The sequence below is a fragment of the Acanthopleuribacter pedis genome, from assembly GCF_017377855.1.
In the GTDB taxonomy this organism is placed as follows: domain Bacteria; phylum Acidobacteriota; class Holophagae; order Acanthopleuribacterales; family Acanthopleuribacteraceae; genus Acanthopleuribacter; species Acanthopleuribacter pedis.
Genome location: NZ_JAFREP010000003.1, coordinates 51,014 through 65,175, shown reverse-complemented (window position 1 = coordinate 65,175; position 14,162 = coordinate 51,014). Strand labels below are relative to the sequence as shown.

Annotated in this window: 12 protein-coding genes; 8 read left to right on the top strand and 4 right to left on the bottom strand. The window is 57.4% G+C overall.

Annotation, left to right across the window (positions count from 1 at the left end):
* Positions 1-574 precede the first annotated feature (574 nt).
* The 7 genes from J3U88_RS03740 to J3U88_RS03710 all read left to right on the top strand — a co-directional run bounded on the left by J3U88_RS03740 (position 575) and on the right by J3U88_RS03710 (position 9,675).
* The gene (locus J3U88_RS03740) at positions 575-3,568 is read left to right on the top strand and encodes a DUF5719 family protein (RefSeq protein WP_207856854.1); all 2,994 of its coding nucleotides are present in this window, start codon (positions 575-577) and stop codon (positions 3,566-3,568) included.
* 151 nt (positions 3,569-3,719) lie between these two features.
* Positions 3,720-4,562 carry a ribonuclease H family protein gene (locus tag J3U88_RS03735; RefSeq protein WP_207856852.1) on the top strand — a complete coding sequence of 281 codons (843 nt, stop codon included), beginning with the start codon at positions 3,720-3,722 and terminating at the stop codon, positions 4,560-4,562.
* A 4-nt stretch (positions 4,563-4,566) separates the two neighbouring features.
* The gene (locus J3U88_RS03730) at positions 4,567-5,094 is read left to right on the top strand and encodes a class IV adenylate cyclase (protein ID WP_207856850.1); all 528 of its coding nucleotides are present in this window, start codon (positions 4,567-4,569) and stop codon (positions 5,092-5,094) included.
* A gap of 204 nt (positions 5,095-5,298) precedes the next feature.
* Positions 5,299-6,021 (top strand): tetratricopeptide repeat protein, encoded by a 723-nt coding sequence (locus J3U88_RS03725; RefSeq protein ID WP_207856848.1) that lies wholly within the window; start codon positions 5,299-5,301, stop codon positions 6,019-6,021.
* A gap of 162 nt (positions 6,022-6,183) precedes the next feature.
* Positions 6,184-6,939: an SDR family NAD(P)-dependent oxidoreductase gene (locus tag J3U88_RS03720; protein WP_207856846.1), complete on the top strand. Its 756-nt coding sequence runs from the start codon at positions 6,184-6,186 to the stop codon at positions 6,937-6,939.
* A gap of 282 nt (positions 6,940-7,221) precedes the next feature.
* A complete protein-coding gene (locus tag J3U88_RS03715; RefSeq protein WP_207856844.1) occupies positions 7,222-8,298 on the top strand; it encodes an energy transducer TonB family protein in 1,077 nt (358 codons plus the stop codon).
* Between the two features lie 1,104 nt (positions 8,299-9,402).
* A complete protein-coding gene (locus tag J3U88_RS03710; protein ID WP_207856842.1) occupies positions 9,403-9,675 on the top strand; it encodes a hypothetical protein in 273 nt (90 codons plus the stop codon).
* A 59-nt stretch (positions 9,676-9,734) separates the two neighbouring features.
* Here J3U88_RS03710 and J3U88_RS03705 read toward each other — a convergent pair whose 3' ends face one another.
* The 3 genes from J3U88_RS03705 to J3U88_RS03695 are packed head-to-tail and all read right to left on the bottom strand — an operon-like array spanning position 9,735 to position 12,609.
* A complete protein-coding gene (locus J3U88_RS03705) occupies positions 9,735-10,775 on the bottom strand; it encodes a type III polyketide synthase (protein WP_207856840.1) in 1,041 nt (346 codons plus the stop codon).
* A 35-nt stretch (positions 10,776-10,810) separates the two neighbouring features.
* Positions 10,811-11,455 carry a hypothetical protein gene (locus J3U88_RS03700; RefSeq protein ID WP_207856838.1) on the bottom strand — a complete coding sequence of 215 codons (645 nt, stop codon included), beginning with the start codon at positions 11,453-11,455 and terminating at the stop codon, positions 10,811-10,813.
* Positions 11,443-12,609 (bottom strand): beta-ketoacyl-[acyl-carrier-protein] synthase family protein, encoded by a 1,167-nt coding sequence (locus J3U88_RS03695; protein WP_207856836.1) that lies wholly within the window; start codon positions 12,607-12,609, stop codon positions 11,443-11,445. Before J3U88_RS03695 ends, J3U88_RS03700 begins: the two co-directional genes overlap by 13 nt.
* A 249-nt stretch (positions 12,610-12,858) precedes the next feature.
* On the opposite strand from J3U88_RS03695, the gene J3U88_RS03690 reads away from it, so the two are divergent.
* The gene (locus J3U88_RS03690; protein WP_207856834.1) at positions 12,859-13,533 is read left to right on the top strand and encodes a YceI family protein; all 675 of its coding nucleotides are present in this window, start codon (positions 12,859-12,861) and stop codon (positions 13,531-13,533) included.
* Between the two features lie 61 nt (positions 13,534-13,594).
* Here J3U88_RS03690 and J3U88_RS03685 read toward each other — a convergent pair whose 3' ends face one another.
* A complete protein-coding gene (locus J3U88_RS03685; protein WP_207856832.1) occupies positions 13,595-14,041 on the bottom strand; it encodes an ankyrin repeat domain-containing protein in 447 nt (148 codons plus the stop codon).
* Positions 14,042-14,162: the final 121 nt, after the last annotated feature.

Genomic DNA, 14,162 nt, shown 5'->3' with positions numbered 1-14,162 from the left:
TACAGCCGAGGGGGCGTCTTATTCTGTGGCAGGTTTCGCCATCATAACCGATTTCCGCGGCGAAGAAAAGCAACAGCCGCCGCGCCTCCGCCAAAGCGGCACCGCAACTAACAACCGAATTCTCAGCATGATTCAGCGTTCCGGCATGCCACGCAAGGATCTGTCTCAGCCGGCGGCGCCAAACACCACCGCGGCCGGCCCGCGAACAACGCGGTCGGGGTTTTTGGTGGGAACGCCGTATCCGTCCATGCGAGCCGCCGGCCAAACCCAAAGCGCTCACGCGCCCCAGGCCCCCTCGTATCGCCTAAAAAACCTAGATTTTTCTGATCGTGACCGATGTCCGCTACCGACAGAACACAGGCTGCGTTAGAATCTGGTCTAGATCCTGCTAATTAGCCCGAACCGACGCCCAGGACCGGTGCTCCGCTTACACGGAACCGTGCGTCGCCTTCGGCCCGGCGCTATGCCGGCGTTCTCGCATCGAAGCATGGGCACCCATCGAACGAAAACGGCGCCCGTCTTACCCACCATTCATTGTTGCTACTTAATCAATGGCATCCCAGGAGGATTTTGCATGAAACGAACCATCGCAGCGCTTTTTTTCAGTGCTGCTCTCGCAGTAGCGGGTCAACCCCAAGGACAACCCGAATTGCCGCGGATGATCCACAAACCGGTTTCCAAGGTTGGTCTTAGCGGAGAAACCCAAGCCCGTGCTTGGCTCGCCGACAACCACGACGCGCTCCAACTCGCCCAGAGCGATCTGGTCCTGATCCGCACCCAAGAAAGCCTCCTGGCCCATCACTACACCTTTGCCCAAATGGTCAACGGCGTCCGTGTTCAGGACGGCGAGGTCGTGGTTTCAGTCGACAAAAAAGCCGGTACCATCAACCGCGTTTCCCAACATGTGATTGTGGCCGATCTTCCCCTGGCCGTCGAGAAATTCACCCTTTCCGGCGACGACGCCCAAGAAGTTGCTTGGCAACACCTTGAGGTTCGCGGCGAATTGCGCGGCATGCCCAGCGATGAACAACGTTGGGTTGATGTCGACGGCACCCTGCGCTTGGCCCATCGCGTCAGTATTTTCTGCGACGAACCCAGCGGTGATTGGGTCGTTTTGGTCGACGCCGTCTCCGGTGAAATCCTCGATACCCAAGACATGTTGCGCGATCACTACCGCGGCGAAGCCAAGCCACCCGCCACCGGTCCCCTCACCGCGCGAACCGAGGCCATTGCCCGTTATCAGGAAAAACAAAACCGCGTGAGCAAAAATCAAGCGGTGGGCAAACGCGCCGACGGCCGCGCCATGGTGTTTGATCCCGATCCGGTCACCACCCGCCAACAGGCCGGTTTGCAGGACAACTCGCCTTCTTCCGAATTCGACGGCACCTATTTCGAGCGAACCCTGCAGGACATCACCGAAAGCGGCGGCACTTACAGCCTCACGGGTCCTTGGGTCCGAATCCTCGATTTCGATTTCCCCGATGTGGCACCGTCCACGACAACGGACGGTTTTTGGAACTTCACCCGGGAAAATGTCGCCTTTCACGACGCCATGACCTACTACCACATCGACGAAAACCAGCGCTACATGCAGCGCCTCGGTTTCACCGGCACCACCGGCATCCAGTTCGGCTCCATTGAAGCCGACGCCAACGCGCTTAACGGTGCCGATAACTCGCAGTTTTCACCCTCCGCAAACCGCGTTTTCTTCGGCCACGGCTGTGTTCCCGACAACGAAGACGCCGACGTCATCATCCACGAATACGGTCATGCCATTCAGTTCAGCATCGTTTCCACCTGGAACCGCGGCGGCGACGAGTTCATGCTCGGCGAAGCGTTCGGTGACTACTGGGCCGGTAGTTGGAGCGTCCGCACCAACGAAGGCCTGTTGTTTGAACCGGCTTGGGTGTTCCACTGGGACGGCCACAACTTCTGCTGGGACGGTCGTCGCATGGATGATCGCGGCCAGCAGTACAACCCCAACGCCGTTTACGACCGCCACAGCCACGGCCAAATCTGGTCGACCGGCGCCTTCCAAGGTTTGCTGGAGCTGATGCGTCAGGGCATTCCCCGCGAGGAAGTCGATAAAATCATCCTCGAGAGTATGTTTGGTTTGGGTCGCTCCGTGACCGCGCCGGTTTGGTGTGAAGCCATCATTTCCACCGCCCAAAGCCTCTATCCCGACGGACCCCACGCCCAAGTCCTGCGCAATTCATTCGCCGCCAACAACATCATCGACAAGGTGAGCGCGTACACCTACCTCAGCGCCCACGTGCCCCCTTCCACGGCCTCTTGGGCAAGCGGTGTCGAAATTGCCAACCCCAACAGCAGCGCCACCAACGTCTCGATCACAACCTATGAAGACGAAGGTTCCGGCACCTTCCGCGCGGTCAGCACCGAATCCATCACGCTGAGCGCCAACCAAACCCGTAGCGTGACCCCGGCCGGTAGCGGCCAGCGCTGGCTGCAAATCACCAGTGACCAACCCCTCAGTGGTTTGTCTTCTTTCACCCGTCAAATCGACACCACCGTCGGACGCGAAACCGCGGCCATTCCGCTAATTGCCGAAACCGAAACCGGTACCAGCTTGGTGTTCCCCCACATTCCCGCCGACCGCAATCAGTTCTGGTCCGGTTTTGTACTGGTGAACCCCAACAGCGGCGCCGCAAGCCTGACCTTCGAATTGATCGGCGAGAACGGCTCCGATTTGAGCAACTTGCTCAGCGGCGGCGCGCGCGCTTCACTGGCTGCCCGTGACAAATGGGTCAACTTCCTCGCGGAAGGTCCCGCGGGCGAAGCCGGATTGTTCGACGACAGCGGTTCCAGTGAAAAAGTAGCTTGGGTTCGCGTTTCATCCGACCAACAATTGGCCGGTTTCCAACTCTACGGATACCGCAGTGACCGCGGCGAAGCGGCCACCGCCGGAATCATCGCCACCCCGAATCAGAACCGCGAGTTGCAACCCATTCGCGTATCGGTTGAAGGCGTAGATTGGAATGGTTTCGCGGTGGTAAACCCCAGTGCCGAAGCGGCCAACCTGACCATGACCGCCTACGGAACCGATGGTTCCATCATCACCCAACAAAACACGAGCATCGGCGCCCGCGCTAAAACCTTGGGCCTCAACCTGGCCGGCGGCAACTTCGTGTACCCCACCACCAACCCCGTGCTCAATCTGGACGGGAACTCGGTTCATACGGTGGTCGTCCAATCCAACGCGCCCCTACGCATTTTCGGCCTGACCGGGGACAGCGGCAACACCACCCTCGACGGTGCCGCCGCCTTGGGTTTAACCACCAACACCGTGTTCACCAATCCAAGCGGCACCTTGCAGATTTTTAAAGCCAAGGTTCCCGGTACGCTGACGATCTCCCGCACCGACAGCCGCGGCGACGTCACCACCCAAACCCTGGAAATGGCCGCCGGCGCGAACCAAAGCATTCAGTTGGAAGACGGCTTGCAATCCGTTCAAATCCAAGGTGATTACTTCACCTCGGCGTTGATCAGCAGCGACCCCGAGCGCGCCTTAACCGTGATTGAAGGCAAACAGATCGCCTACAACCCGTAACCCATCACCAGGGCGACGTCCTGATCGCCCAAACCGAGTCTCTTAGATTTAAACCGGTCGTGGACCCAAGGTGGTCCCGGCCGGTTTTTTTGTGTAACAATGAGCCGCTTTGCATTTGCATCCAATGCAGCTTGATTTGAAAGGAGTCGGCTTGGCTAAAAAGAAAAACAATGTGTATTTGGTGGAAACCGCACCCGGCCAAATGAAAAAGTTCACCAACTGGCCCGATTGCCAGGCCTTTGTGAAGGGCAAACCCTACCGTTTTGCGGGCGGTGTGGATGAAGCCGAAGCCCGCGCCAAAATAAGCGGCGGCGCCCCCGCCAAGCAGGCTAAAAGCAGCAAGGGCGGTTGGTCGGGTGGCGGCAAAGCCACATCCGACAAACCCAAAAACAATTACTACTTGGTGGAAATCGAACCCGATCAATATAAAACCTTCACCCGCTGGTCCGACTGTCAAAGCTTCCTCAAAGGCAAAAAATTGCCCTACGCCGGCGGTGTCACCGAGGAAGAAGCCAAGGCAAAAATCGAACGAACCCGCGACATGCAGTTGAAGTACCGCGACCGCGAGCCCCAAGGCGGCGGCAAAAAAGGCGCGGCCGTGGGTTCGCGACCCAGCGAGGGAATTTGCAGCGACGCGGGCACCCACGGCAACCCCGGCCCTTGCGAGTACCAGGTTTGTGATCTCAAAGGAAAACGACTGGCCTACAAGCATTTGGGGGTACACACCAACAACTACGCCGAGTTGGCCGGCATTGAAGCCATGATCGAGGTTGCGGTAACCCGCGGCGAAACCATCCTCTGGACCGATTCTCAGATCGCCATGGGCTGGATTAAATCGGGCCGCTTGGGACCCACGGTAAAAGAGCCCGAGGCGATTATGGTCTTTGTCCGCTCGATCCAAGCCCTGCTCAAAAAACACCCGAACCTCGAACTCAAAAAATGGCACACCAAACAGTGGGGTGAAATCCCCGCCGATTTCGGCCGCAAAGGATAGGAACATGGCGCAAAACGTGGAGATCAAAGCTCGGGTCCGCGACTGGGCCCAACTCACGGAGAAGACGGTCGCCCTCGCCACCCATGGACCGCGCGAATTACGCCAGCGGGACGTATTTTTCGGGGTCCCGCAAGGTCGCCTCAAGTTGCGAACCTTCGGCGCCACATCCGGCGAATTGATCGCCTATCGCCGCCCGGACCAGAGCGGCCCCAAGGTCTCCCAATACCAAATCTGCCCCATCACCGACGCCAACGCCCTGGAAATCACCCTGTCCACATGCCTGCCGGTTTTGGGCGTGGTGGAAAAGAAGCGGGTGGTTTACTGGGTCGACCACACCCGCATCCACCTGGACGAAGTCTTCGGCCTCGGCTTTTTTATGGAACTGGAAGTCGTTCTGGAAAAAGGCGAATCGCCGCAACAGGGCCGGGTCATCGCCGAAAAACTCATGACCCAACTGGGCATCCCCCCGGATGATTTGTTGGCGTGCGCCTATTTGGACCTCATCCTCGCCCGCGGTGGCGCCCAAAAGTGAAGCCGCCGGGCCCAAATGAAGAACTTACTGAACAATCGGCAAGGGATCGGTTAGAATGGGTGGTTTGTCCGGCCGCGGCTGATCGCGCCCCGGCTCTTTTTGCCCGCAGGGCAGGCGCCCCTACCGAACCCCTGCTTTTAACCGCGATAAAGACGCGGGTCGGCGCCACCCCATCCTCGCCTGTTTTACGGAGAATGCACGCTCATGATTAATATTGCTTTGGCGGTTGCCGCGCTGGTGATCACCGCGTTGGTTTTTACCCTGTTACAAGTTAGCTGGTTCATTTCAATTCCTACCGGCGTCATCGTTGGTTTTTTGGTGTTGATGATTTTGGCGCGCCGCGTCCAGGTCAAGCTGGAAACCCTTATGCAAGCCATGCAGAAGGAAATCCAAGCGGGAAAAATTGATCGCGCCATCGACATCCTCAAACAGGGTTACGCGCTAAAAAATCACCAGCTCTTCGTCGAGGCGCAAATCAACGCCCAAATCGGCATGCTGTACTACCTCAAAAAAGACCATGACCAAGCACTGACGTACCTTAACAATGGGTTTAGCAAACACTTCATCGCCCAGTGCATGCTCGCGGTTATCCACTACAAGCGCAAGAATTACGACGACATGCGTAAGGTCATGGACCTCACCGTCAAACGCAACAAAAAAGAATCTTTGGTTTACGGGATCTACGCCTATCTGTTGTCCCAAATGAAGGAAACGGACGCCGCCATCGCCATCTTGCAGCAAGGCCGCGACAAGTTGCCCAAGGACGACCGCATTGCCGCGAACCTCACCAACCTGCAAAACGGGAAAAAAATGAAAATGAAGGTCTACGGCGACATGTGGCTTCAGTTCATGCTGGAACGCCCGCCGCGAATCCAACAAGAACCGCCGCAACACCTGCGTCAGCGCCGCAAGGCCATGTTCCGTTAACCATCCCCGGGGTCGACGCGGCCGTCTTGGCGAAAGGCGCGGGCTGTGTTAACGTACTGAAGCTTTTCCTCGCCAATTTATCTCGGGCAGCGCGACCGGCTCGCCGACCGCGGCCGCCCCTGCATCCCGTTCCCTGTCGATCCCGCCTCGGGAGGTTCGCATTTGATCGATCTCAGCCAACAAGTGGCGCTCATCACCGGTGGCACGCGCGGCATCGGCCGGGCAACCTGTGAAATGCTCGCCCAAGCCGGCGCCGATATCGCCTTCAGCTATTTCCAAGACCACGCGGCCGCCGAAGAAACCGCCGCCGCCGTTAAAAACCACGGCCGCAAGGTTTACTTTCAAGCCGCCGACATGCGCAACCAAGAACACTGCAACGATTTTTTTGAAAAAAGCATTCAGTCCCTGGGTGACATCGACATTGTGGTCGGTAACGCGGGCATTTGGCGCCGCGCACCCATTGACGAAATGACGGTCACCGAATGGCGCGAGGTCCTGGAAGTCAATCTCCACAGCATGTTTTTCCTGAGCCAACTGGCCACGCGCCACTTCAAGCATCGCAAAGCAGGAAAAATGGTGCTGGTCAGTTCAACCGCGGGTGTACGCGGCGAGCCGTACCACGCCCACTATGCCGCCAGCAAAGGCGCCATCGTTTCGCTGACCCGCTCCCTTGCCGGTGAATTGAGCTACTACAACATCAACGTGAACTGTGTGGCGCCCGGCTGGGTGGAAACGGACATGACCCGCGATGTTTTCGCGGACAAAACCCGACGCCAAATCATCGAGCAATCGATTCCCCTGCGCCGCATCGCCGCGCCTCGGGATATCGCCGGCGTCATTTTGTTTTTGGTTTCGCCGCTGTCCCGCCACATCCAGGGCGAAATCATCCACGTGAACGGCGGCTCCCTGATTCGCTAACCCTTTTTGAGCGGAACCCGTGTAGACTTGGGACTTCCGGTTCGGAACCTGTCATTACGTCGCGATTTGGACGCGTCGTCGTGGTGATCACCGAAAAACGCGGCTTCCGTCCGCTTCTATTACCGCCACCCGCCAACACCCGAACCGCACCGATGACGGTCATTCTTCGCCATCCCAGGTTTCAGCGCGATTTTAGGGTACCGAGCCGGGGTTAGGCAACGATCTTGCTACAACCGTCGTGTCCGGGCCTTTTCCGAATCCATCCTCCCACCAACGGAACCTATGAGCAACACCACCTCCACCTACCAATTCCGCGAGGAAGCCAAGCCGCGTTTTACCTTCAAAAAAGCGATGGTTCCGTCGTTGCTGGTCCTTTTGCTGTTGTTTCTTGGGTTCGAACAGGCGCAGCCTTTTGCACTTAGCAAAGCCGAACAAGCGCGGTTACAGGAAGAGGCGGAGGAACTGTCTCGCGAGATGACCTTTCGTTTTGTTGACGCACCAGCCGACCCGCTCCCCGAGAATCCCGAGGCACGTTTTTTTTCAGACGCCAACCGCGAACTAAAGTCTCAGGAAACACCCGAGGAGGAACCCGACTCGGACGACCCGGCCTCAACGGGCAATAGCTTCGAATTGGAGCAGGCGGCGCAACCCTCGCCCCAAAGTCAGCCGACGCCGCCCACGCCGGCCTCGCCCAACGCGGTCGCCGCCGCCACCCAACCCCCCTTACCGGAACCGGAGCCCGAACCGGCGCAAGAAACCACCGCGCAAGAAGAGGGCCGTGACGAACAGGAAAACGAGCTCCCGGACGAGCCGGTTGAGGTCGAGGGTGAAAGCGAGGCGTTCGACCAAGGTCAGGTGCCGACGGCACCCGGCGCCCCGAAACCCTACCGCCCCCTGAGCAAGCAGGAACGCCAAGAAATTCGCGAAAAAGCGAAACGGGAAATGAGTTTGCAATCCGCCCTAAGCCGCCAACAAACCGCAACCCCGGCCGGCGGAAACCGGTACCACAATCCCCGTGGACGCAGCACACCCAAGCTGGGATTCAGCATCGACACCGCGGGCCACGACCTCGGACCTTACCTGCGCACCCTAACCCAGTTGGTGCGCAGCAACTGGCGCGTACCGACCATCGCCCAATTCGAGGTCAGCGGGGTTACCGTGATCGGGTTCAAACTCCACAAAGACGGTCGCATTACGGACGCGGTGGTATTAAAACAAAGTGAACACCAGCCACTCGATGTGTCCGCACTCAACGCGATCACCAACACCTACAAGGCACCGCCCCTCCCCGATCACATCGACGAGCCCTACATCCCCATCAAATTCGCGTTTTACTTCAACATGCGCCCGGCCTATTAGCCCGCAATTCTCACCAGAATTCGTCGCAAGAAGCTGAAAGCCTTGGGAGTACGAAGATGACGACCAAGCCACGGCACAGGGGTCCGACCTATCGCGGGGCCGACCTATCGCGGGGCCGACCTATCGCGGGGCCGACCTATCGCGGGGCCGACCTATCGCGGGGCCGACCTATCGCGGGGCCGACCTATCGCGGGGCCGACCTATCGGCGTAGCAGCTGAGGCGAAGGCGGCTCGACCGAGTAAGGCGGATGGCGGCCCCGGGAAAAGCAAAACCTCGTCATCGCATGGGTTGCCCCCACGCAGAAATCCTTGTGAGAAAAGCGGGCTAGGTACGACTTATTGGATGAAGCCGGCTTCGTTTGCGGGCTGAGATTCACGGATGTGCAGAGGGTCGATGAGGGTTGCCGGTCAAAGCCGGCCCGCCGCCCCATGCAATCGCATGGATTCCGGTTTCACGACCGTTGTCCCAACAAGCGAAGCGCGTCGCCCAAGAAACAGAATGATTATTTTTTTTCTAACACGAAACAAATTTATCATCCAACTAGTCAAAATGACCCTTGAAAATATTTACGACACCGCTAAGATATGAAAGGATTCGTTAATAAAAGGGCAAAACGGCGATTGGTTAACGGATATCCGTTGGCCGAAGCACAAGAGCCCGTTAGGTGACCCAGGTCACAAAAGACAACAACCAGCCTGCGTTATTGTTGCTGGTCCTCTTGACCTACATGAGTTATCTATAAAGCGCCTCCGTCATTCCGATGCAGAGCCGCCGGGGTGTTTCGAGCTATAACGCGACACCAAGCCGTCAAGAACTCAAGATAGAAGCGCCCTTTTTCGTCATTTTACCAACTAGACCTCAGGGGCCATCACAACCAAGCACGCTGACACCCAGGCCGGCCACAACTAAAATGCGTCATTTTTTCAACGTAAACCTGCCTCCAGCGCCCAAGAAACCCCTTATGAATCATGTAATCTTTAACATTTTTTTAAAATTTCTATCCCTTTTTCGCGTTATATGGCGTAAAATCTCATCGAATCGTTATTTCTTAATCGCTTCTTTCCTTCTTTTCATGAAGCGTTGCGAACCATCAGGAGGACACCATGCCTAAAGAGAGAAAAGCTGATACCAGCTTGAGTCGTCTGAATATCATCCTACGTGAGCCCGAACAGATTCTTTTGATCAAAGCGTGCATTGAGCGCCTTTCCTTAGCGCGCGGCGGCGTTAAAATTTCCGCCATTCAAGCATTGCTCGATCTCGCCAAACTCTACCTGGAGAACGCGGATCAGATTGACCCGGTATCAGACGTCATGAAGGACCTTATGGTCAAAAAAGAGAAATTGGCGCCTAAAAAGCAGACTATTTCCGCTTCCTAAGCCTTCATTCTCTTAGCCCGCTCCTGTCCTGCCCAAGGTGCGGGCTGTGCCCCAGCCCTTTATTCAAATGCCAGCGACAGCATTTCGGCGTTAAAGCCAGGTCCAAATGCTGCCATAAAGCCGTCTCCGCGCACCGCTTGCGCTAATTTTTCCGCGAGCACCCAATAGACGCTGGCCGAGGACAAATTGCCTACCCGCGCCAATACCTGACGCGAGGCGGCCACATCCGATTCTTGCAGACCAAACTCATCACGCAAGGTATCCAGTATTTTACGCCCGCCGGGGTGCAATACGTATTGCATCGGTTGTTCCGGGTATCGGCGCGGCTGTGCGGCGAGAAACGCCTTGGCCGGCGCGACAAAATCGCGTTTCACCACTTTCGGTATGCTTTTATCCAGAATAATTTTGAAGCCCTCAACCCCGAGATCGAAACCCATGAGTTCCGGGGTTCCGTGGAAGAAGTGTGTCCGGCTTTGGTTGACACGACAACCGCCCGGCTCGTTGGTGAGCAGCAAACCCGCGGCACCGTCACCAAAAAGCGCGGCCGACACGAGGTTGGCCATGCGGAAATCTTTGGTGCGGTAGGTAAGCGAGGGCAGTTCAATAGCAATCACGGCCACCGTATGGTCGGGATAAGCACAGAGGTATTCGCGCGCCCGCGACAGCGCCATGGCGCCGGCGGCACAGCCGAGTTCGGTAATCGGAAGCCGCTTCACGTCGGAACGCATGCGGAAACGGTTCACAAGATAGGCGTCCACCGAGGGGATCATAAAGCCGGTACAGCTGGTGGTAATGATCATATCGATTTGGTCGGCGCGTTTTCCCGAACGCTGTAGCAGCTCGTCCATGACCCGAGTCCCCAAATCAATCGCCGCTTCGTGGTACACCCCGTTGCGCCAGGTGAGCGAAGGGTTATCGAGAATTTCGTCCGGCGTTTTCACCAAATAGCGGGTGTCCACCCCCGCGTTGCCAATCACCCGCAGGGCTTGATCGACAAAGGGAACCTTGCCCTTCAAAAGACGGCGGCCCATGGCCAAAACCTGATCCTGATCCAACTTGACGTCGGGCAAAGCCGTCGCGGCTACTTTAATGGTGCTCATGGGTGTTTCCTTAGTTGAAGTAAAGACGTTTGATCTTAGCAGGGGTTGGGTGAAGGCGGCGCGAGGCCGCGCGCAAAGTCGAGGGCCGCGGCAAAAGCGGAAACATCCGGCTTACCAAGCGGCGGTAGATCCGCTGCAGGGTCGGCTTTCATCAACAGCGCGACCGCGCCTTCTTGTGGGGGTAGCTCGCGGGATTCAGCCAGATACCGGCGCCGGGTGACGGCCTCGTCGGCGTCACGAACATCGGTCGCTACCAGTAACACGGCGGTTCCGGTCGGTTCGACTGAGTTAATGTTGGCCGCGAGAATCGGCCAAAGCCCGTTACTGTCGTGAAAGTGACGACAAGGCCCGTTTAGACCGAGTTCCGCGGCCAGACAAGCGGGAACCTGATTATCCAGAGCTTTGAGCAAGGTAAAGGGATGAATGCGGCGTGCGCGCGTATCGGCAAAACCCGGCCCAACCAAAAGCCCGCCCGCGGCCGCCCGCCAGGCCTTGTCAAAGGCCGCGACCATCGGGCCCAACGAGGCCGTCACCGCGATGAGCACGGCATGCTTGGGAACCTCACCCAAACGCTGAACCGCGCTTAAGGCGGCGGTGGCGCCCGGGCTGTAAAGCCGGTGCTTACGGGCGGGCGGTTCTTGGTCCCGAAGCCAAACACCCGCGCGAATTAATCGAGCCATGGTTCCCCCCGTTCCAGCAGAACCGACACATTGTGGCCCCCGAAGGCAAAAGCATTCGAAAGCGCCAACGCGCCGGCGATCGGCCGTGCCTGATTGGGCACGACATCAAGGTCACAAGCCGGATCGGGATGACGCAGGTTAATCGTCGGCGGCGCCGTCTGGCGATGAAGCGCGGCCAGACAGACCCAGGCCTCGATCAATGCCGCCGCCCCAAGACAATGACCGATCATTGACTTAATAGAACTCAGTGGAATTGAAGGTGCCGCCTTACCGAACAAGCGATGGTGCAACCGTGTTTCCATCAAATCATTCGCTTGGGTGGCGGTACCGTGGGCGGAAACATAGGCGACCCGGTCGCGACCACCAAGCGCGGCCCGACAGGCGCCTTCAACGACGCGAAGGTCGTCGGGTAAATCAACAAACCCGGTATCGCTCATGGACTGCCCCCAGCCGCGCAGATAACCGAGCGCGCGCGCCTCGGGACGGCGACTCAAACACAACGCGGCGGCGCCTTCCCCCATCACAAAACCACGACGGCGGGCGTCAAAAGGACAACTCGCCTCCAGATCGCGGCGCTCCGTAAGCGCCTTGAGATGATCAAACAGGGCTACCGCCACCGGGTTCAACATGGCCGAGGCGGCCACCACCCAAACATCGTCAACCAAACCCTGTTGCAACCAAATGCCGGCTTGAATCAGGGCGTCATTGCCCGTCGCGCAGGCGGAATCAACCCGCGCCGCGGGTCCGGTCAATCCAAAGCGTTTTTGTAACAGATGCAAGGGATGGTCCCCGAGAAACCAATGCAGCCGCTCCATGGCGGCGACATCATGACGATGCACCAACATATGTTCCACATATTCGGTTTCACTAAAGAGGCTCGGCAAACCCAGCACCAAGCCGGTGCGCCGCTTGGGTTTTTCGGGCAATGCCGCCAGCGCTTCAGCAGCCAAAAGAACCCCGCGCGGAATGGGTCGACCCACCGCATCGGCCAAAGCCGTGAGTGGTTTGGTGACAGGCGCACCGATCGGAACACGAAAAGATTCGTCCAAACCCACCACTGCCGAACGTGCATGGAATAGGTCGTCCAAGGTAAGCCCGCCTGGCAAAACCAAAGCGCCGGCCGAAATTTTTAGATCAAGGCCGTCCGAGGTCATGATCACTTCCTAAAAAAATTGAGACCCGTTATTCTGACAAATGAGATAACCCAATTCAATCTAAGATTTGCGCGAGGTACCATGCGATTTTACCAACACTCCAAAAGTTCTCAATCTCCAAAATTGTGCGCTAGCTCAACCTCTAGCCACCGCACAGCGCGTATAGTGAAGCTCTCCCTAACCCACAATCCGTTCCTAAACCCACCTCCTTCCGTGAACCCAACCGCGTTATTACACCCTGGAACCGCCATGTACCCGCGTTTGATTCTGTTGACGTTGCTGATCGGCGTTTGCCCGCTGTTCGGCGGTGACTACCAACTCGATCCCAAACAATCGATCTTTGCCGTGGTGACCCAAAAAGCAGGGTTTGCGGCCGCCTTGGCGCACAACCATTTTATTGCCGCCGACCCCGTCACCGTGAACATCAGCTGCGAAGCAGACCCCGCCACCTTGCAACTGAGCTTCAGCACCCAGGTCGAGGACCTGATTGTGGACGACCCAACCCGCACCCAAACCTGGACGCCGCGGGTACAGGCCCTGTCGTTTCTCAACGGCGAATTCAGCGAGGTCTCGGAAAAAGACAGCGGCAAGATTCGCAAGGCCATGCTCGGCAAGAAACAACTCCAGGCCGACAAACACAAAGAGATCACCGCCAAACTGGTTTCCGTGACCGCCAAAGACGGCAAGCAGGGCTCCGTAGCCTTTTCTCACCAACTGGAGATGGACATTACCATCACCGGCAAAACGGTGCGCAAAACGATTCTCGCCAACATCGCGCTGGAAGGAAACCGTTTAAACATCGAAGCATTTACCCCGCTTGCGTTCAGCGAGTTCGACATCAAGGCCTACAGCGCCGCATTCGGCGCGGTCGCCAACGAGGACACCTTCTACCTGTTGGTCCACCTGGAAGCAGAAGGCACCTAAATAAAGGCCGCCCCATCGGGGCGGCCCACTAAGCATCTTGTTGATTGAAAACGAAACACGCTTAACTGCCCTTGCGGGCGCGATGCGCTTCAAGCAACGACAAAATCGCCTCACGATTGCGAATGCGTGCAATTTCTACGGCGTCGAGATCATTGTTATTTTTGGTATCGAGACGGGCGTCAGCCGCGAGCAAAATTTTAACGGCTTGTAGGTCGTCTCGCATAACCGCAATCATAAGCGCGGTATTACCGCTACCATCGGTCAGGTTAATCGAGGCACCGGCTTTAATCAGCGCGGTCATCACCTGGGTTTTCCCATACTGCGTGGCATACATGAGTGGTGAAAAACCACCCGGCATCGCGGCATTCACGTCTACGCCCTCGGCCAGAAGCTGCGTCACTTTATCGACATCACCTTCCGAACTGGCAAAAAACAAACGGTGGTCCTGTGCCGACAGGTTTATGCAAAGCGCCATAGCCAATACGCCGATCAACAATTTTTTATTCATAATCTCCCCCACACTCCCGGTCATGTTTGTATGGTACTTTTCAGCGACCTCGAGTAGGTCGGTAACAAGGTGCTTGATTGAAACGGATGGCAAAGTTGACGATACAATTTGGATAGGTACA

What these genes read in the sequence shown, in the direction of transcription:
- J3U88_RS03710 (WP_207856842.1), top strand. Translation starts at nt 9,403, where the DNA reads ATGCCTAAAGAGAGAAAAGCTGATACCAGCTTGAGTCGTCTGAATATC.
- J3U88_RS03705 (WP_207856840.1), bottom strand. Translation starts at nt 10,775, where the DNA reads ATGAGCACCATTAAAGTAGCCGCGACGGCTTTGCCCGACGTCAAGTTG.
- J3U88_RS03685 (WP_207856832.1), bottom strand. Translation starts at nt 14,041, where the DNA reads ATGAATAAAAAATTGTTGATCGGCGTATTGGCTATGGCGCTTTGCATA.
- J3U88_RS03725 (WP_207856848.1), top strand. Translation starts at nt 5,299, where the DNA reads ATGATTAATATTGCTTTGGCGGTTGCCGCGCTGGTGATCACCGCGTTG.
- J3U88_RS03740 (WP_207856854.1), top strand. Translation starts at nt 575, where the DNA reads ATGAAACGAACCATCGCAGCGCTTTTTTTCAGTGCTGCTCTCGCAGTA.
- J3U88_RS03700 (WP_207856838.1), bottom strand. Translation starts at nt 11,455, where the DNA reads ATGGCTCGATTAATTCGCGCGGGTGTTTGGCTTCGGGACCAAGAACCG.
- J3U88_RS03715 (WP_207856844.1), top strand. Translation starts at nt 7,222, where the DNA reads ATGAGCAACACCACCTCCACCTACCAATTCCGCGAGGAAGCCAAGCCG.
- J3U88_RS03695 (WP_207856836.1), bottom strand. Translation starts at nt 12,609, where the DNA reads ATGACCTCGGACGGCCTTGATCTAAAAATTTCGGCCGGCGCTTTGGTT.
- J3U88_RS03730 (WP_207856850.1), top strand. Translation starts at nt 4,567, where the DNA reads ATGGCGCAAAACGTGGAGATCAAAGCTCGGGTCCGCGACTGGGCCCAA.
- J3U88_RS03690 (WP_207856834.1), top strand. Translation starts at nt 12,859, where the DNA reads ATGTACCCGCGTTTGATTCTGTTGACGTTGCTGATCGGCGTTTGCCCG.